The organism is Bradyrhizobium ontarionense, assembly GCF_021088345.1.
Taxonomy (GTDB): domain Bacteria; phylum Pseudomonadota; class Alphaproteobacteria; order Rhizobiales; family Xanthobacteraceae; genus Bradyrhizobium; species Bradyrhizobium ontarionense.
The window spans coordinates 5392245-5410128 of record NZ_CP088156.1; the positions used below are offsets into that span (position 1 = coordinate 5392245).

The following is a 17884-nucleotide window of genomic DNA, read 5'->3' on the forward strand; positions in this document are numbered from 1 at the left end:
CGCAGCGCGGGAATGCCGCGAAAACCCTTTTCCCGACAAGAATATCATTGAAATCAATGAGCTAGATAACGGATAGTGCTGCTCCAGACCGTCTTTCCAGGACCCACATCCGGCCCCAATGAGCGTCGATTTCAGGAAGCTGAAGAGCTTTGTCAAAGTCGTCGACGCCGGCAGCGTTTCGCGGGCTGCCGGTCTGTTGCGGACGGCGCAGCCCGCGCTGTCGCAGCAGATCGCTGCACTCGAGAGCCATTTCAAGCACAAGCTGCTTCTGCGTAGTAATCACGGCATTGTCCCGACCGAAGCGGGGCTCATCCTCTATCGCCATGCCCAACTGCTCCTGAAGCAGATCGAGCAGGCGCAGATCGATATCGATCAATCGACCAAGGCGCTGGCTGGGCGCGTGTCGATCGGGCTTGCGACCTATTCGGCATCGAGCACGTTGTCGCTGCCGATCCTGAAGGAGATGTCTACGCTACATCCGCAGATCATCGTCCATATCAACGACAGTTTCGGTTACGTCCTGAGCGAGCTCATCATGACCGGCAGGATGGATATGGCCGTCATCTACGGCTCCGGTCCGATCAAGGGCGTCAAGCTCCAGCCGTTGTTTCGGGAGGAGTTGTATCTGGTCTCCCGGTCGGAGAAGGCGGTGAAGAAGCTGGCCGACGAGCCCCTCCCGCTTTCGGCCCTTGCCGACGTCAAGCTGCTGCTGCCGAGCCAGGGTCATTTCCTGCGGCGCCTGATTGATGAATCGCTGGCGCGGGCGCGGGTGACGCCAAACGTGGTCTCGGAAATCGAATCCGTGTCGGCACTCGGAGCGGCGGTCACGGAAGGGCTCGGGGCGACCATCCTGCCTGCTTCAGTGGCCGCAAGCGCATCCAGCTTCGAAGGTGTCGAGGTCCGGCGGCTTGTTCGTCCCGCCATCGAGGCGACCGTCTCGCTGTGTGAGTCGGATCACCTGCCTCTCTCGGAGCCTGCGCTGGCGACACGATCCGTGCTTCTCACGGTGGTGGAGAAGCTGATGCGCAGCCATCCGCAAGGCATCCGCACGGTCTAGAATCCGCTTGCTGCGCCTCATCGCCGGGCCATCGCGACGCGGGCCCGCTCAGCGCCGGTCACGCAACGCCCATAAGCAAAATCTATGGCGGCAGACCGGAGTTGTGGTGGCCCGCGTCGGGTGCATTTCCTACCGTCGAAGACATCGCCGAACCCGGCGCTCTCGATCCCAGCCTTGATCGCACGGCAGAGCAGCAGCTCGAAAATCCTTCGGCATCCTGCACGGCGATCGCCTCGAGGAAAAAGATGGCCAAGCTCGCATTCGATACCGGGGGGACCTTCACCGATTTCGCGCTACTCGATGACGTCGGTGAATTGCACCTCCACAAGGTGCTGAGCACGCCGGACAATCCCGCCGAAGCCGTGGTGCGCGGCGTGTCCGAACTGCTCGAGCAGTTTCGCGAAGTCGTCGATCTCGACAAGCTCCAGGTGCTCGGCGCGACGACCGTGGTCACCAATGCTGTGCTGGAGCGGAAGGGCGTCAAGACCGGCTTCATCGCGACGGCTGGCTTCCAGGACATGCTGCGCATCCGCAATGAGGGGCGCTACGATCTCTACGACCTGAATTTGAAGTATCCGGATCCGCTGGTCACCCGCGCCAACAGCTTTGGCGCGCTGGAGCGAATGTCCGCCGGTGGCGACGTCGTAATGCCGTTGAACGAGGAGACGGTTCGCGAAATCGCTGGCCGGTTGCGCCATGAAGGCATCAAATCCGTCGCCGTCTGCCTGCTCCACGCCTACAAATATCCGGCCCACGAGCAGCGGATCGCGGCGCTGCTTCGAGAGGAAAATCCCGACATCTTCGTGTCGCTGTCTTCCGACGTCTGTCCGGAAGTTCGCGAGTTCGATCGCGCCTCGACCACCGTGGTCAACGCCTATACGCGCCCCCAGATGTCAGGCCACGTCGCGCATCTCGAACGTGAATTCAGCGCCAAGGGCATCAATCGCCAGGTCCTGTGGATGACCTCGTCGGGCGGCCTCGTGCCGAGCCGCCGCGCCGCGGAGCTGCCGGTTCGGCTGATTGAATCGGGTCCCGCCGCCGGCGCCGTCGCGGCCGCGGAATTCGGCCGTATCGCGGGCGAGGGCAGCGTCCTGTCCTTCGACATGGGCGGGACTACCGCGAAATTGTGCCTGATCCCGAACGGCGAGCCGACGGTCGGAACGGATCTCGAGGTTGCGCACTATCACCGCTTCCGCAAAGGCTCCGGCTTCCCCCTGAAGATCCAGTCGATTCGCATGATCGAGATCGGGGCTGGCGGCGGCTCGATCGCCGCGAAAAATCCGCTTGGCCTCCTCGACGTCGGACCGCGTTCGGCCGGTGCGCTGCCCGGGCCGGCCGCCTACCAGCGCGGCGGCACCGAGCCGACCGTGACCGATGCCGATATTCTGCTTGGCTATATGGGCACCGAATCCTTCGTCGGCGGTTCGTTCAAGGTCTCCAAGGATGCGGCACAAGCGGTGATGGCGAAGCTGGCGGCTGCGCTCGACGTCAGCGTGCCGCGTTGCGCCTGGGGTATCCACGATCTCGTCAACGAATCCATGAGCAAGGCGGCGGCGGTGCATGCGACCGATCTCGGCGTCGATCCGCGCAGCCTCCCGATGGTGGCCTTCGGCGGTGCGGGCCCGGTGCATGCCTATGGCATCGCGCGCAAGCTCGGCATCAAGCGCGTGATCTGCCCGACAGGCGCCGGTGTGACCTCGGCGATCGGCCTGCTGATCGCGCCGGTCGCGGTCGATCTCTCGGCGAGTTTTCCGATGCAGGTCGGCGATTGGGATTTCGCGGCGATGGAACGCCTGCTTGGCGACCTGGCGGAACAGGGCGCCGAGGTCATCGGCGCTGCTGGTGTCCCGGCCGAAACGATCACCAACACCTATACGGTCGATATGCGCCATGTCGGCCAGGGGCACGAGATCACGGTGACCTTGCCGGATCGGAGCCTGCCGCCGAAGCAGTTTCTCGGTCAGCTCGTCGACAACTTCTACAAGCTCTATCGGGAGCTGTTCGGCCGAACGGTGGCGGGATCCTCGGTCGAGGTCATCACCTGGCGCCTGCGTTCGAGCGGCGAAAAGGATCAGGTCACGCGGTCTCACGCCAGGCAAGCTGCGGACGCCAGGAAGGGCACGCGATCCGTCTACTTCAACGAGCTCGGCGGTTACACCGAAGCGCCGGTCTATGATCACTACAGGCTGCCGGTCGGTGAACAAATTCAGGGACCCGCCATCGTCGAACAGCGCGAGTCGACCGCGGTCGTCGGACCGAGCGGCAGGGCTCACGTTGATATCAACGGCAACCTCGTGATCGATATCGCTTAAGGACGCGTCGATGTCTGTGAACACAGCTGATTTCAACGATCCGATCAACCTACAGGTGATGTGGAACAGGTTGATCTTCATCGCCGATCAGGCTGACATCGTACTCAGCCGGACCGCATTCTCGCCGATCGTGCGCGAGAACCACGACTATGTGACCGTCCTGCTCGACAGCCGCGGCCGCGCACTCGCCCAGTGCACCTGGTCCATTCCGGTCTTCATCACCTCGCTGCCGGTCGCCGCGCAAAAATACTTCCTGCCAAAGTTTCCGCCCGAGACCCTGGAAGAAGGCGATGTGCTCGCGACCAACGATCCGGAGATCGGCACCGGGCATCTGCCCGACGTGACGATGATCACGCCGATCTTCAAGAAGGGCAAGGTCGTGGCCTATGCGGGCTCGATCGCCCATCTGCCCGATATCGGCGGCGCTCCCTTGCATTCGGAAGCCAGCGACATCTTCGAGGAGGGCATTCGCTTTCCGATCGTGAAGCTGCACAAGGCGGGCGTTCCCAACAAGGATGTGCTCGACATCATTGCGGCCTCCGTTCGCCTCCCGACGGAGGTGATGGGGGATCTCGAATCGATGGTCGCGTCCAACAATGTCATGGGCCGCGAACTGCTGAAATTCCTCGACGAGTACGATCTCGACGGCATCGACGAGCTCGCAAACGCGATCCATGCTCGATCCGAGGCGCAGACCCGCAAGGCAATCCGGCAATGGCCGAACGGGACCTATACGGCGGAGGTCCTGCTCGACGGCTACGACACCGACGTGAAGCTCAAGGCCTCCGTCATCGTTCGTGACGATTCCATCCATGTCGACTACGCCGGTACGTCCGACCAGGTGCTGCATTCGATCAACTGCCGGACCAACTATCGCTACGCCCATTCGGTCTATGCGCTGAAGTGCCTGCTCGATCCCGACACGCCCAACAACGAGGGTTGCATCACCCCGATCACCGACGAGGCGCCGCTCGGCTCCATTCTCAATCCTGAGCAATGGACTGCGGGCAATTCGCGCAACCTGATCGGTCACGTCATTCCTTCGCTGATCTTCAAGGCGCTGGAACGCGTGGTGCCGGACAAGGTCATGGGGGACAGCGGAGGCGCGCCGATCTGGGCCGCCAATTGCGTCGGTCGGCGCGACGACGGCTCGCAATACGGCTCGGTGCAGAATTTCCACGGCGGGCAGGGCGCGCGGGCGGAGTTCGACGGGCTCGATACGCTGAGCTTCCCGTCCAACTGCAAGGTCACTGCGATCGAGATGTTCGAGATTGCCGTGCCGGTGCTCACCGAGTGCAAGGAGTTGATCCCGGATTCCGGCGGAGCCGGCAAGTCCCGCGGCGGTCTCGGGCAGCGGGTGGTGTTGCGCAACATCGGCCGCAATCCGATGAACATCTATCTCGCCTCCGAGCGGGTGCGCCATCCCTGCTTCGGTGTCGTCGGTGGTCAGTCCGGCAGCGCGGGCAAGGTGCACAAGAACGGCGAACCGCAATTTCCCAAGGGCAAGGTGGTCCTGAAGAGCGGAGATCGCCTGGAAGTCGAGACGCCCGGTGGTGGCGGGTGGGGCAAGACGTCCGAACGCTCCGCTGCATCGATCGAGCTCGATCTTGCCGAGGGCCTGATTACCCCCCAGGCTGCACGGCAGCTTTACGGGCATCAACGCTCGAGCCAGGCGGCGACCGCCGCCGAATAGGAGAACCATGGGTCTGCTCGACGGAAAAATCGCGCTCGTCACGGGGGCAGGCACGGGAATCGGGCGTGAGACCGCGATCCTGCTCGCCCGGGAAGGCGCAATGGTCGTCCTGACCGGGCGTCGTATCGCGCCGCTCCAGGAGGTCGTGTCCGTGATCGAAACGGCGGGCGGCAAGGCCGCCGCTCGCGCGCTCGACGTGGCCTCGCGGCAGGCGATCGTGGAGGCGGTCGCCTGGGTCAAGGGCCATTTCGGATCGATCGACATCCTCGTCAACAATGCCGGCAGCGCCAGCAAGGTGCTGAACGCCCGGTTCATCAGTGAGGCCGAGTGGAACTCTACGGTGAACGTCAATCTCACCGCCGTGTTCAATCTGACCCAGGCCGTGCTCGAGGACATGATCGCCAAGAAGGAAGGCACGATCATCACGGTGTCTTCGCTCGCGGTCGTCAATCCGAACCTGCTCGGCGGCGCCGCCTACGGCGCGGCCAAGGCCGGGGTGAAGAATTTCATGACCTTTCTCCACAATACGTTCCGCAACCAGGGCATCCGCGCGACGACGATCCTACCGGGTGAGACCGACACGCCCATCATGAATGATCGCGCAAGACCGCCTTTGGACAGCGAACGCGCCATGATGCTCGATCCGCTCGACGTCGCGCGCGCGGTGCTGCTTTGCGCGAGCCTGCAACAAGGCGCGATGATTCCCGAGTTGCACATCTGCCCGACCTTCATGCGCGATACGTCAGCGGATATCGAAACGGCCCGCTGGGTCGGCGCACCCGCGGGCCTTGCTGACAAGCCGAAGAGCTAGAGAAGAGGATCTCCCATGAATGGAGCCAAGTTGCGCGAGCGTCTTGACAAGGGCGAGGCGGTCACCATGTTCACGCCGCATCACGCCTCATCGGGACTGGCTGTCCGCCTGGTCGAGCTCGGTGCGGACGCCATCTTCGTCGATTGCGAGCACGGCACCTGGAGCTTTGAGGACGTGCGCGTGACGGCGCAGGCCATCCGCGGTGCCGGCGGCGCTGCGATCGTTCGCCCGCATTCCCACGAGCGGCCGGTCCTGATCCGCTACCTCAATGCCGGGGCCGACGGCCTGATGGTGCCGATGGTCGATACCCCAGAGCAGGCGCGCGCCATCGTCGACGCGGTGCGATATGCATGCCCGGCCGACTCTGAGAAGCGGCTCGTCATCGCCATGATCGAGACGCCGAAGGCGATCGATGACATCGACGCGCTGCTCGCGGTCGAGGGAATCGATGTCTTCTTCATCGGGCCCGGCGACCTCTCGCAGAACATGGGCTATCCGCCGGCGCCGCCGTTTGGGCAACCTCGGCCGCAAGCCGTGATGGAGCGGGTTGCCTATGCCGTGACGAAGATTCGCGAGGCCGGAAGGGTTGCCGGCACGCTCGTGACCTCGGATGAATTGCCCTCCCTGCTCGAGCAGGGTGTGCGGTACTTCTACATTCATTCCGATCCGTTGCTGCGTGTCGGTCTGGCCGGCGTCAAGAAGCTGCTCGCCCGCTAGGCGCGGAAGTCGCGCCTGAGCTGTGAGAGAGCTGCCATGGCCTTCGAGTTGTTCAACCTCACTTGCCGACGCGTACTAGTGAACGGATCGTCGCAAGGGATCGGCCTTGCGATCGGCCACGGCCTAGCCGCGCATGGGGCGAGAGTGGTGCTGAATGGGCGCGACCGCAACAAGCTCGGCGCTGCCGCGGCCAGCCTGACAAGGCGCTGGTGGGCAATCCCGAGTTATCAGCGTGGCTCGAAAAGCGCACGCCGGTCGGCCGCGAGGGCAATGTCGACGAATTGATCGTAGCGGCCGTGTTTCTGTCGGGAGATTTTCGCCAAATTGCTGACTCGCTCGATGAGTCAGAAGTGGATTTTCGGTCCGCAGCGCGCAAATAACATTGCCAGATAACGAGAATCTGGCGCACCCGACACGATTCGAACGTGTGACCTTTGCCTTCGGAGGGCAACGCTCTATCCAGCTGAGCTACGGGTGCGTGTGACGATCCGTTTAGCCGATTGCCTGGACGTCGGCAACGTCCTTGGATGACTCCCCGCCGCCAAATTGGCGTCTCCGAACCGAGCCGGCGCCCGCCGTTCGGGCTCGGACGACAGATTCCGGTTCCGGTGAGGGAAACCACGCCGGCCGACGGGGCGCCCTTTGGGCCGGCGGCACGTCAGGCCGGCACGATGGTCTTGCCGATCGGCCACAGCGCGAGCCCGGCGAGCTTCAGATGCGCCCAGGCGAAGGGGATGCCGATGATCGTCACCGCCAGCACGACGGCGGTGATGAGGTGCCCGAGCGCGAGCCACCAGCCGGCCAGCAGGAACCAGACGATGTTGCCGATGAACCCGAGCAGGCCGGTGCCGACATCGTCCATGCCGGTCAACTCGTCGCGACGGACCGCGCGCGAGCCGAACGGCAGCAGCGTATAGGCCGCGATGTTGAAGGCCGCACGTGCCCAGGGCAGGCCGATGACGGTGATGGCCATCACGACCGCAGCGATCAGCCAGCCGAACGCCATGTAGGCGCCGCCGCACAGAATCCAGAGGATGTTCAGAAGCATGGAGACCGGCTGCATGGCGCTCAACTCCGTTGTTGCCGCTCCCATATAGGCAGTTGGCTTCACGGCCGGTAGCAGCTGCATCCGCAAAATATGCGCGGCGCCCCGCCGCATCCGCACCCCGTGGTCATGCCGTCGAGGCGGCCGGCGGGCCGCCCATTCAGCCGGCGGCCTGCAAATCCTTTGGCGACGTGGCGTCCGGCGCGAACAGCTTGCGCAGCTCGGAGGCCGGCTTCGGTGCGCTGAACAGATAGCCCTGCATCTCGGTGCAGCCGAGCTGACGCAGCGCCGTCTGTTGGGCTCCGGTTTCGACGCCCTCGGCCGTGGTCGTCATGTTGCTGGCGGCGGCGATGCTCACCACCGCCTGCACGATCGCCGCCGAGCTGCCGGCGCCGAGATCGTTGACGAAGCAGCGGTCGATCTTGATCTTGTCGAACGGGAAGCGCTTGAGATAGCTGAGCGACGAATAGCCCGTGCCGAAATCGTCCAGCGCGATGCGCACGCCCATGGCATGCAATTGATGCAGGATATCGAGCGCGACGTCGTCGTCGCTGATCAGCACCGCTTCGGTGATCTCGACCTCCAGCCGGCCGGGCGCGAGCCCGGAGGCCGACAGCGCGCTCGCGATGCGCAGCGCCATCGTCGGCGATTTCAGCTGGACCGGCGAGACGTTCACGGCGACGCGGATGCCGCCGGGCCAGCTCACCGCCTCGGCGCAGGCCGTCCGCAACACCCAGTCGCCGATCTCGTTGATGAGCCCGGTATCCTCGGCGAGCGGAATGAAGTCGAGCGGCGGCACCATGCCGCGCTCCGGATGACGCCAGCGCAACAGCGCCTCGCAGCCGGTCATGCTGTTGTCGCTGAACCCGAGCAGCGGCTGGTAATGCAGCTCGAACTGCCCTTCCGCGATCGCGCGTCGCAGATCCTGCTGCAGCTGCAGCCTGGCGCGTGCGCTCTCGTCCATCGCCGGTTCGAAGAACCGGAAGGTACGGCGGCCGCCGGCCTTGGCGGCGTACATGGCGAGGTCGGCATTCTTGGTCAGCTGCTCGCGATCGATGCCGTCCTGCGGTGCCAGCGCGATGCCGACGCTGGCATCGGTCGACAATTGGTGACCGAGGCAGCGGTAAGGCTTCCGGATCGCATCGAGGATCTCCTTCACGGCCACGATGACCTCGTCGCGATCCGCGACCATGGTGAGCAGCACCGCGAACTCGTCGCCACCGAGCCGTGCCACCAGGTCTTCCGGCGTCAGGCAACTCCTGATCCGGCCGGCAATGGTCTTCAGGAGCTCATCGCCGACATGGTGTCCGAGCGAATCGTTGATGCCCTTGAACTCGTCGACGTCGATGTACAGCAGCGCGCAGAACTTGCCGTGACGTGCACGCTCCAGCTCCTGCTCGATCTGCTCGCGGAACAGCACGCGATTGGGCAGATCGGTCAGCGCATCGAAATGGGCGAGATGGGCGATCTTCTCGTCGGCCAGCCGCCGCTCGGTGGTGTCCTCGATGACGTTGATCAGGTAGCGCGGCGTGCTCGCCTCATCGGCGACGGCGATGCGGCGCGAGGTGATGTAGCGCAGCCCCAGGGCAGGCGTCTGCCAGGGATGCTCGCCGAGAAACAGCCCGCCGGGTTGCTCCAGCGCGCGGTCATCGTCAGCTGTCACCTTTTCGGCCGTCGACTTCGGCAGCAGGTCGAACGCCGTCTTGCCGACGATCTCCTCGCGCGGCCGACCGAATCGCTGCTCGCTGGACTGGTTGACCAGCACGTAGCGGCGGTCGCGGACGTCCTTGACCATGATATGTGACGGGATGTGATCGATGATCTCGCGCAGGAACGCGTAGCTCCGATCGCGCTCCTGCTCGAGCTTGCGGTGCTCGCTGACGTCCTCGATCGTGGTGACCCAGCCGCCCGAGGCCAGCGGCTTGTCGATCACGTTGAAGGACCGGCCGTTGGCGGTCTCGACCACCTTCTGCAAGGTCTTGCCGGTCTCGATCTCGTCCAGGATATCGGCACAGAAACTCGCAACGTCACCGTTGAACGATCCGCGCTCCCTGCCATGCGCGATCACGTCACGCAGATGGCAGCCGGGCTTGATGATGTCGGCCGACAGGCCAAGCAGGTCGATGAAGCGCTGGTTGAACATCACGATGCGTGCGCCGGCATCGAACGAGATGAGACCCTGCGTCATGTTGTCGAGCGCAGTCTCGACCCGCTGCTTCTCGTTCTCGAGCTGCCGTCTCGCCGCCCGGTTCTGCCGCACGATCTGCCGGATCATCAGGCTGAACAATAGCGCGACGATGACCGTAGCCAGGGTCGCCGCGCCGACGAGCGATCCCACCTGCGAGCGCCAGTCCGCCAGCGCGTCATCGACAGTCTTGGTCGCGATCACGGCGAGGGGAAGACGCCCGATCGTGGCGCCGGTGCCGATTCGCTCGACATGGTCGAAGGGACTGCTGACCGGCCCGGTGTGGCGCCCTCCCTGGCTCACTATCGTCTTCAGCAGCTTTACGTCGGTGATCTTGCGGCCCACCATGCCGTCGATGTGAGGATAGCGGGCGAGCAACGTTCCGTCGTTGTGGAACAGCGTGATCGCAGCGCTGCTGCCGAGCGCCAGGGACTGCAGGAACGTCTCGTAACTTTGGGGATCGACGCGCCGCGTCAGCACTCCGAGAAAAACCCCATTCGCGCCGGTGAGCCGGTGTGCGACAATGGTCGCTTGTCGACCGGTGATGAGGCTGAGGACAGACTCGATCACGACATCGTCGGCCGGCGGATCTGCCTTGAGCGTCTTGAAGTAACTGCGCTCGCCAACGTTTGCCGCGGGCGTCGGGCCGGCGCCGGACCAATTGATGAAGCGACCGGCCGCGTCGACGATGGTGAGGTCACCCAGATACGAAAGGCCGCTCACCTGCGATTGCAGCATTTCGCGAACGGCACTGCTGCTCATCCTGGTGCGAAACGCTTCGGTTGTTGCGATGTCGGCAAGGTTCATGCGGCGAATCACGTCGGCCACGGCAGTCTCGGCGTCCTCGAACTGCTGCGCGAAATGGCGGCTCAGCAGCAGCACCGTATTCTCGAGCTCGCGCTCATTGTTGCCGATCGCGCGGTCTCTGAATCCGTTGGCCATCACGATCGTGCCGACCACGATGGCCGCGATCAGCAGCGTGCCGCATGCGATCAGCCACGGTACGGGACCGCGCCAGAGGGACGTGCCACCTCGTTCCGGCTCTGTTACGCCGGCCCCTGACGTGTCTGCTGCGCCTTGCATGCCCTGATCGACCCGGGAGGAAATGACTTGTTGCAAGCAAGCTTGATAACAAGGCACTGGTGCCGGAGCGGTTAGGAAACGCGGTTAGCCGTGGCTTAAGCGCGCGCGGAAACTTCGCGGACAACGGGAGTAGCTGCACGGGAATACCGCAACCGCCGCTGCCCTGAAGGCGGGCCCGCGCAGGTACCTAAGGAGAGTTGCAACTCAGCCTGTTGCACCCGGTTTGTTGCGGAGGCGGCCGACGACGCCGGTCGGGAAGAAATAGACGCTGGCGATGAACAGGAGACCCAGCCACAGCAGCCAGCGGTCGGGGTGCAAGAGGCCAGGCAGCAGCGGCAGCCCGGCATCGGCCGCGGCGGTCGAGGCGATACCCATCAGGGCCTGGAGATAGTTCTGCGCCAGGATGAAGATCGCCGCGCCGATGACGGCGCCATAGATCGTGCCCATGCCGCCGATCACCACCATCAGGAGGATATCGAGCATGATCGAGAAGCTGAGCGACGTATCGGGGCCGGCATAGCGCAGCCAGAGCGCGTTCAACATGCCCGCGCCGGCCGCGATCATGGCCGCGACGCAGTTGGCATAGGTGAGGTGAAAGACGGTGCGATAGCCGAGCGCCTCGGCGCGGAAGCGGTTCTCGCGGATCGCCTGCAGGACCCTGCCGAACGGCGAATTCACGACGCGGAGCAGCATCAGGACCATCAACGCGCAGGCGGACAGCACGATGTAATAAGTCAGGATACGGCCGTTGACGGGGAAGCCGAACCATTCCTTGCTGATGAACACGGTGCCCGGGCGCAGCAGCTCCGGCAGCTGGAAGCTGCGGCCATCCTCGCCGCCCGTCAGCCACGACAATTGCGACGCCAGCACCAGGAAGGCGGAGGCGATGGCGAGCGTGATCATCGCGAAGAAGATCGCCTCGACGCGCAGCGAGAACAGGCCGATCGCGAGCGCCAGCAGCAGGGCGAGCGGCAGGCCGGCCGCGACGGCCACCGCCACGGAGCTCCAGCTGGGGCCGAGGCCGTAGAGCGCGATCGCGATCGCGTAGGAGCCGATGCCGTAGAACATGGTGTGCGCGAACGACACCGAGCCGGTGTAGCCGAGCAGCAGGTCGTAGGACGCGACCAGCGCCGCGAAGATGCAGATCTTGGCGGCGACGTTGAGCGCCTTGGCGCCGGGGAAGATGAAGGGTGTCGCCAGCAGCGCCAGGATGATGACGACGAGCAGGACGGACAGCGCGCGGCTGCGGGGCGGATCGCCGGACAGGATCATCATCGGCTGGTCACCGCATAGAGGCCGCGCGGTCGCCACATCAGTACGGCGACCATCAGCAGGATGTTGGAGACAAGGGCGAGTTTCGGCACCAGGAAGCCGCCATAGTTGGCGACCATGGCGACCATGACCGCGCCGATGAAGCAGCCGGTGATGGAGCCGAGCCCGCCGATGATGACGACGATGAACACGAGCACGGTGAGCTCGTCGCCGATCGAGGCATGGACCTGCTCGCGATAGAGTCCCCACATCACGCCGCCGAGCCCGGCCAGCGCCGAGCCCGTCATGAACACGCCGAGGAACAGGCGGCGGATGCGATAGCCGAGCGCCTCGACCATCTCGCGATTCTCCACTCCGGCACGGATCAGGAGCCCGATCTTGGTGCGGTTCAGCACCAGCTCGATGGCGACGAAGATTGAGAAGCCGACCAGCATCGCCAGCAGCCGGTATTTCGAGATCGCGACGTCGCCGATGATGAATGAGCCGCGCAGCGCCGTGGGCAGCGACATGGGAATGATCTGCGGGCCGAACAGCGCATAGAGTGTCTGCTCGGCGACGATGAGGCCGCCGGTCGTCATCAGGATCTGCTTCAGATGCTGGCCATACACCGGCAGCACCAGCACGCGCTCCACGACGAGGCCGAGCGCGCCGGTCACGCCCATCGACAGCAGCGCTGCCGGAACGAGGACGGCGAGGTTGGTCAGCAGCGAGTCGGCCTGCGCCCAGCTCGCCAGCGGCAGCAGCACCAAGGTCGCGACATAGGCGCCGACCGCGATGAAGGCGCCGTGGCCGAAATTGAGCACGTCCATCAGCCCGAACACGAGCGTAAGTCCGGAGGCCATGATGAAGATCATCATGCCCATCGCCAGGCTCGCGACCGTCAGCGTGATCCATGAGCTCGCCGAGCCGACCAGCGGGATCATCAGCAGCGCCAGCACGACCGGCAGCAGCAAGGGTGCGATGTCGCGCTTCGGTTTCGGCAGCGCGTCGGTTGCCGCGAGATCGCTCATTGGTGCGCCTCCAGGCTGAGGCCGAGCAGGCGCTCCTGCAGCGGCACGTCCGCAGCGAGCGCCGCCATGTCGCCGCGATGGACGATGGTACCGTTGTCCATCACCAGCACCTGGTCGCCGAGCTCGCGCGCGGCATGAAAATTCTGCTCGACCAGCAGGATGGTGGCACCACGGCGCTTGATCTCCTTGAGGCATTCGATCAGGGACACCACGATCGCCGGCGCGAGGCCCTTGGTCGGCTCGTCGATCAGGAGCAGCTTGCGCGGCTCGACGATCGCACGGGCAATCGACAGCATCTGCTTCTGGCCGCCGGATAGGCTGCCGGCGCGCGACAGCCAGAATTTCTTCAGGGCCGGGAAGAAGCCGAAGATCCAGGTGAGCTGGGCATCGTCGAGCGGGCCGTTGCGCGCCGCCAGCACCAGGTTCTCCTTGACGGTGAGATCGGAGAACACCGCCATGCTCTCGGGCACATAGCCGACGCCGCGCTGCGCGATGTCGGGCGTCGCGAGCTTCTCGATCGGCTCGTCGGCGAGCGAGATCGTTCCGCTCTTGGCCTGCCACAGCCCCATGATCGTTCGCAACGTCGTGGTCTTGCCGGCGCCGTTGCGGCCGAGCAGCATCGTGGTCTGCCCTTCCGGCACGTCGAAGGCGACGCCCTGCAGGATGTGATAGCGGCCGATATAGGTCTGGACGCCCGACAGCTTCAGAAGCGCGCTCATGCAGCACTCCGCGGCGCGACGCCGAGATAGGCTTCCTGCACGATCGGCGAGGCGATGACCTCGGCCGGGTTACCGTCGGCGACGAGCTGCCCGTTATGCAGCACGATGATGCGGTCGGCGAGCGAGCGGACGACGTCCATCTTGTGCTCGACCAGCAGGATGATCTTGCTCTTGTCCTGCTTCAGCTGGGCGATGAGGTCGAGCACGACCGGCACCTCGTCGATGCTCATGCCGGCGGTCGGCTCGTCGAACATGTAAACCTTGGGCTCCAGAGCCATCATCAGCGCGACCTCGAGCTTGCGCTGGTCGCCATGCGACAGCGTGGTTGCGGTGATGCTGCGGCGGCCGCCGAGCGCGACCTTGTCGAGGATCGCATCGGCGCGGGCAATCAGGTCGCGCCGCGCCATCCATGGCCGGAGAAGGTCGTAATGCACGCCGCTCTGCGCCTGGACGGCCAAGCGGACATTCTCCTCGACGCTGAGATTGGGGAATAGATTGGTGAGCTGAAAGGCGCGTCCGAGACCGGCGCGGGTGCGCAGCGGCGCGGAGAGATGGGTGATGTCCTTGCCGTCGAACTGGATCGAGCCGGAAGAGGCGGGCAACTGGCCGGAGATCAGGTTGAAATAGGTGGTCTTGCCGGCGCCGTTGGGACCGACGATCGCAGTGAGCTCACCCGGCCGGAAGCTGCAGCTGACGCCGTTGACCGCGACATGGCCGCCGAATCGGATGGTGAGATCGCGGGTTTCGAGAGTGAGGGTCATGTCGCCAGCTGAATGATTGCCGATGCGAACGTGCCCGGCGCGGGGGCCGGGCACGGATGTCAGCGTCTAGCGCTTGTTGCGGATCGGGATGCTCATCTCGTCGATCTTGATCTCGCGCACCGGCTCGTTGACGGCCCAGGCGAGGTTCGGGTCGACCTTGACGCGGAAGTGATACATGCTTTGCAGCGCCTGGTGATCTTCCTTCCGGAAGATCATCTTGCCCTTCGGGGTGTCGAACTCCATGCCCTCCATCGCCGCGATCAGCTTCTCGCTGTCGGTCGACTTGGCCTTGGTCACGGCGGCGACGACGGCCATCGCGGCCGAGAAGCCGCCGGCGGTGAACAGGTCAGGCGGCGCATTGAAGCGCTTCTGGTGCTCGGACACCAGCCAGTCATTCACCGGGTTCTTGGGAATGTCATAGTAGTAATAGGTGGCGCCTTCCATGCCCGGCAGCCGCTTGTAGGCGGCCAGCGCCGCCAGGATGTTGCCGCCGGTCGACAGCTCGATGCCGTAACGCTTGGGGTCCATGTCCTGCAGCTTGCCTGGCGGATCGCCGGCACCTGCCCACAGAATCCAGATGATCTTGCGGCCCGGCTTGTCCTTCAGCGCATCGAACAGCCGCTGGGCCACGGCCGTGAAGTCGGTCGTCGTGGTCGGCACATACTCCTCCGCCGCCAGCGTGGCGCCGGTCTTGGCCAGCGCCTCCTTGAAAGCGGCGATGCCGTCGCGGCCGAACGCGTAGTCCTGGGCGAGCGTAGCGACGGTTACGCCGGGCTTGCCGATCGCGACCGCGTTGGAGATGGCGTCCTGCGACGAATTGCGGCCGGTGCGGAAGATGTAGCGGTTCCACTTCTCGCCGGTGATCTGGTCGGCCACCGCCGGCTCGACGATCAGGATCTTCTTGTTCTCCTCGGCGACCGGCAGGTCGGCGAGCGCCGCGGCCGACGACGTCGTGCCGATCGCGATGTCGGCGCCGTCGTCCTGATAGGCCTCCGAAAGCGCGGCCTTCGACAAATCGGGCTTGCCCTGGTCGTCCTTGGTGATGATGACGATCTTGCGACCGTCGATCGTGTTGGTGCCCTTGGTGGCGTATTCGAAGCCCAGGCGCAGGCCGGCTTCGGTCTGCTTGGCATAGGCCTCAAGAGGGCCGGTCTTGCCGTAGATGAGAGCGATTTTCAGATCATCGGCCTGCGCGGCGGTCGCCAGCAGGGCTGCAGTCAGAGATGAAACAATGCCTTTGAAAATATGTGACGTTCGCACGGGCGTTCCTCCCAGCTACCTGCGGCTGTTGTCTGCAACTGATAGTGTGCAGGCTCGGGCCGGGTCAAGGCGCTTTCGGCGGCAGTCGAGGATCGCTCATCCTTTGTGCTGACTAGCGTGCTTCCCCTGTTCTGACTTGATTTCAGCGCCGATAGCGGCTGCTGCGCGCGTAAGCCTGCCGGTTTTCCTGCACAGGGCGACTGGCCAGGCTCATGCGCGCTTCGCTTGCAATCGGGATCGCCGGCTTCAGCTCCTCGAGAAAGATCGGACGCGAGAAGTAGTAGCCCTGCGCGTAGCGAATCTTGGTTGCCGCCTGCAGATAGGCGAGCTCCTCGAACGACTCGATGCCTTCCGCGATGACGGTCATGCCGAGCGCTTCGCTCAGCGACTCGATCGCGCGCAGGATGCCCTGGCTGCGCGGCCGCTTATGGATGTCGGTGATGAACGAGCGGTCGATCTTGATCTCGTCGGCGGTGATATCGGCGAGCGCCGACAGCGACGAATAGCCGATGCCGAAATCATCGATCGAGATGCCGACGCCGATCCTGCGCAACAGCGGCACGATCTCGTCCTGGAAATGGCTGCGGGTCACGAACGCGTCCTCGGTGACCTCGATCATGAACCGCTTCGGGAATCCAGTCGCCTCGATCGCCTGGGCGAAGGGCTGCATGAAATCCGGATTCGAAGCCTGCTTGGCCGCGACGTTGATGCTGATCGTCGCCTCGTGTCCGAAGGTGTCATTGATCAGATCGATCGATTTGACGATCTCGTCCAGCACCAGATGCGCGAGCTCGTCGATCAGGCCGAGCTCGACGGCGAGATTGATGAAGGATCCGGGAGCCTGGATCACACCCTCATTGTCGCGCAGGCGCACCAGCGCCTCGATGCCCTTGATCTCCTCGGTGCGGATGTCGACCTTGGCCTGAAACGCGCAGCAGAAGCGCTTCTCGAGAATGGCGAGCCGCAGCGACTGCTCGACCTTCATGCGCGCGAGCGCCTCGTGCTCCATCGCGCTCGAGAAGAACGCCAGCGCTCCCTTGCCGCTGTTCTTGACGCGGTACATCGCGAGATCGGCGTTCTGGCGCAGCACGTCGTAGCTCGCGCCGTGCTCGGGATAGAGGCTGACCCCGACGGAGGCGGAGGCGAACACCTCCGCGCCATCGATGAAGAATGGCGCGTTCAGGCGGTGCAGCAGACCCTGCAGGAATTCGGCGACCTCCTCGGCCCGCTCGATCGGATGCAACAGCAGCAGGAACTCATCGCCGCTGATGCGCGACAACAGATCCGATTCGCGCAGATCCCGGCTGATGCGCTTGGCGAGTTCGACCAGCATCGCGTCGCCGGTGGCGTGGCCGTAATAGTCGTTGATGTATTTGAAGTTGTCGAGATCGAGGAAGGCGAGCGCGAAGCGTCCCTCGATCCGGCCGCGCCGGACCAGATTGTCGGCGCGATGCTCGACCACACGGCGCATCGGCAGGCCGGTCAATTCATCATAATAGGCCGCGCGGAACAACTGGTCCTCGAAGTCCTTCTGCTCGCTGATGTCGGCCGAGCTGGAAATGAGGACGCGCTGCTCGCCGATCCGGGCCGGCCGATGGGCGGTCAGCAATGTCTGCGCGCCGCGCTCGCCGGCCACTTTTTCCTCGGCAATCACGGTCCGGCCTTGCGCGAGCAGCTCGCGACACGCCGCGCGCCTGCTGTCGAGATGCGGCGCCGACACGCGGTCGGCGCTGTTGGCTGCAGCGCCGAGCTGAATCGATGCCGCGTCATTGACCAGGAGAAAACGACCGTGCTCGTCCTGAACCGTAACGCCCGCCGGAAGCTGCCGGAGGACGCCGCGCAGGAAGCGCAGCTCGGCCTCGGCCGTGCCAAGGCCCTCTGATGCATCGTCAGAAAAGTTGAATCGGTCGCTACTGTACATGCGCCGATTGTGCGAAGTTCCCGCTTCATTTTAGTTAA

At 64.4% G+C, this 17884-nt stretch carries 15 protein-coding genes and 1 tRNA gene; 7 read left to right on the top strand and 9 right to left on the bottom strand.

Features of this window, described 5'->3' with window-relative positions; genetic code table 11:
* Positions 1-118 precede the first annotated feature (118 nt).
* The 7 genes from nac (at position 119) to LQG66_RS23905 (ending at position 6970) form a co-directional block, all read left to right on the top strand.
* Entirely contained in the window at positions 119-1057 is a 939-nt protein-coding gene (gene nac, locus LQG66_RS23875; protein ID WP_231318114.1) for a nitrogen assimilation transcriptional regulator NAC, read from the top strand.
* Between the two features lie 245 nt (positions 1058-1302).
* On the top strand, positions 1303-3369 hold the full coding sequence (locus LQG66_RS23880; RefSeq protein ID WP_231318115.1) for a hydantoinase/oxoprolinase family protein: 2067 nt from the start codon (positions 1303-1305) through the stop codon (positions 3367-3369).
* A 10-nt stretch (positions 3370-3379) separates the two neighbouring features.
* Complete coding sequence (locus LQG66_RS23885) at positions 3380-5062, top strand: hydantoinase B/oxoprolinase family protein (RefSeq protein WP_231318116.1); 1683 nt, start codon at positions 3380-3382, stop codon at positions 5060-5062.
* Positions 5063-5069: 7 nt separating this feature from the next.
* The gene (locus tag LQG66_RS23890; protein WP_231318117.1) at positions 5070-5873 is read left to right on the top strand and encodes an SDR family oxidoreductase; all 804 of its coding nucleotides are present in this window, start codon (positions 5070-5072) and stop codon (positions 5871-5873) included.
* Between the two features lie 15 nt (positions 5874-5888).
* The gene (locus LQG66_RS23895) at positions 5889-6590 is read left to right on the top strand and encodes an HpcH/HpaI aldolase family protein (RefSeq protein ID WP_231318118.1); all 702 of its coding nucleotides are present in this window, start codon (positions 5889-5891) and stop codon (positions 6588-6590) included.
* 36 nt (positions 6591-6626) lie between these two features.
* Positions 6627-6875, top strand: coding sequence for an SDR family NAD(P)-dependent oxidoreductase (locus LQG66_RS37450; protein WP_425601240.1), 249 nt, complete (start codon positions 6627-6629; stop codon positions 6873-6875).
* A complete protein-coding gene (locus LQG66_RS23905; RefSeq protein ID WP_231328086.1) occupies positions 6800-6970 on the top strand; it encodes a hypothetical protein in 171 nt (56 codons plus the stop codon). The genes LQG66_RS37450 and LQG66_RS23905 overlap by 76 nt, the downstream gene beginning before the upstream one ends.
* Before the next feature lie 21 nt (positions 6971-6991).
* On the opposite strand, the gene LQG66_RS23910 is transcribed toward LQG66_RS23905, so the two are convergent.
* The 9 genes from LQG66_RS23910 to LQG66_RS23950 all read right to left on the bottom strand — a co-directional run bounded on the left by LQG66_RS23910 (position 6992) and on the right by LQG66_RS23950 (position 17846).
* Positions 6992-7068 (bottom strand) — tRNA-Arg (locus LQG66_RS23910).
* Between the two features lie 180 nt (positions 7069-7248).
* Entirely contained in the window at positions 7249-7653 is a 405-nt protein-coding gene (locus tag LQG66_RS23915) for a YccF domain-containing protein (protein WP_231318119.1), read from the bottom strand.
* 142 nt (positions 7654-7795) lie between these two features.
* A complete protein-coding gene (locus tag LQG66_RS23920) occupies positions 7796-10903 on the bottom strand; it encodes a bifunctional diguanylate cyclase/phosphodiesterase (protein WP_231318120.1) in 3108 nt (1035 codons plus the stop codon).
* A gap of 204 nt (positions 10904-11107) precedes the next feature.
* Positions 11108-12178, bottom strand: a complete 1071-nt coding sequence (locus LQG66_RS23925; protein ID WP_231318121.1) for a branched-chain amino acid ABC transporter permease — start codon at positions 12176-12178, stop codon at positions 11108-11110.
* Positions 12175-13185, bottom strand: a complete 1011-nt coding sequence (locus tag LQG66_RS23930; protein WP_231318122.1) for a branched-chain amino acid ABC transporter permease — start codon at positions 13183-13185, stop codon at positions 12175-12177. The genes LQG66_RS23925 and LQG66_RS23930 overlap by 4 nt, the downstream gene beginning before the upstream one ends.
* Positions 13182-13904, bottom strand: a complete 723-nt coding sequence (locus LQG66_RS23935; protein ID WP_231318123.1) for an ABC transporter ATP-binding protein — start codon at positions 13902-13904, stop codon at positions 13182-13184. Before LQG66_RS23935 ends, LQG66_RS23930 begins: the two co-directional genes overlap by 4 nt.
* Positions 13901-14665 (bottom strand): ABC transporter ATP-binding protein, encoded by a 765-nt coding sequence (locus LQG66_RS23940; RefSeq protein ID WP_231318124.1) that lies wholly within the window; start codon positions 14663-14665, stop codon positions 13901-13903. The genes LQG66_RS23935 and LQG66_RS23940 overlap by 4 nt, the downstream gene beginning before the upstream one ends.
* Before the next feature lie 66 nt (positions 14666-14731).
* Positions 14732-15925: a substrate-binding domain-containing protein gene (locus LQG66_RS23945; protein ID WP_231318125.1), complete on the bottom strand. Its 1194-nt coding sequence runs from the start codon at positions 15923-15925 to the stop codon at positions 14732-14734.
* A 142-nt stretch (positions 15926-16067) separates the two neighbouring features.
* Positions 16068-17846, bottom strand: coding sequence for a putative bifunctional diguanylate cyclase/phosphodiesterase (locus tag LQG66_RS23950; RefSeq protein WP_231318126.1), 1779 nt, complete (start codon positions 17844-17846; stop codon positions 16068-16070).
* Positions 17847-17884 lie beyond the last annotated feature (38 nt).

Bases quoted from the DNA above. Each gene is read 5' to 3' on its own strand.
- nac (WP_231318114.1), top strand. From the start codon at position 119: ATGAGCGTCGATTTCAGGAAGCTGAAGAGCTTTGTCAAAGTCGTCGAC.
- LQG66_RS23880 (WP_231318115.1), top strand. From the start codon at position 1,303: ATGGCCAAGCTCGCATTCGATACCGGGGGGACCTTCACCGATTTCGCG.
- LQG66_RS23885 (WP_231318116.1), top strand. From the start codon at position 3,380: ATGTCTGTGAACACAGCTGATTTCAACGATCCGATCAACCTACAGGTG.
- LQG66_RS23890 (WP_231318117.1), top strand. From the start codon at position 5,070: ATGGGTCTGCTCGACGGAAAAATCGCGCTCGTCACGGGGGCAGGCACG.
- LQG66_RS23895 (WP_231318118.1), top strand. From the start codon at position 5,889: ATGAATGGAGCCAAGTTGCGCGAGCGTCTTGACAAGGGCGAGGCGGTC.
- LQG66_RS37450 (WP_425601240.1), top strand. From the start codon at position 6,627: ATGGCCTTCGAGTTGTTCAACCTCACTTGCCGACGCGTACTAGTGAAC.
- LQG66_RS23915 (WP_231318119.1), bottom strand. From the start codon at position 7,653: ATGCAGCCGGTCTCCATGCTTCTGAACATCCTCTGGATTCTGTGCGGC.
- LQG66_RS23920 (WP_231318120.1), bottom strand. From the start codon at position 10,903: ATGCAAGGCGCAGCAGACACGTCAGGGGCCGGCGTAACAGAGCCGGAA.
- LQG66_RS23925 (WP_231318121.1), bottom strand. From the start codon at position 12,178: ATGATGATCCTGTCCGGCGATCCGCCCCGCAGCCGCGCGCTGTCCGTC.
- LQG66_RS23930 (WP_231318122.1), bottom strand. From the start codon at position 13,185: ATGAGCGATCTCGCGGCAACCGACGCGCTGCCGAAACCGAAGCGCGAC.
- LQG66_RS23935 (WP_231318123.1), bottom strand. From the start codon at position 13,904: ATGAGCGCGCTTCTGAAGCTGTCGGGCGTCCAGACCTATATCGGCCGC.
- LQG66_RS23940 (WP_231318124.1), bottom strand. From the start codon at position 14,665: ATGACCCTCACTCTCGAAACCCGCGATCTCACCATCCGATTCGGCGGC.
- LQG66_RS23950 (WP_231318126.1), bottom strand. From the start codon at position 17,846: ATGTACAGTAGCGACCGATTCAACTTTTCTGACGATGCATCAGAGGGC.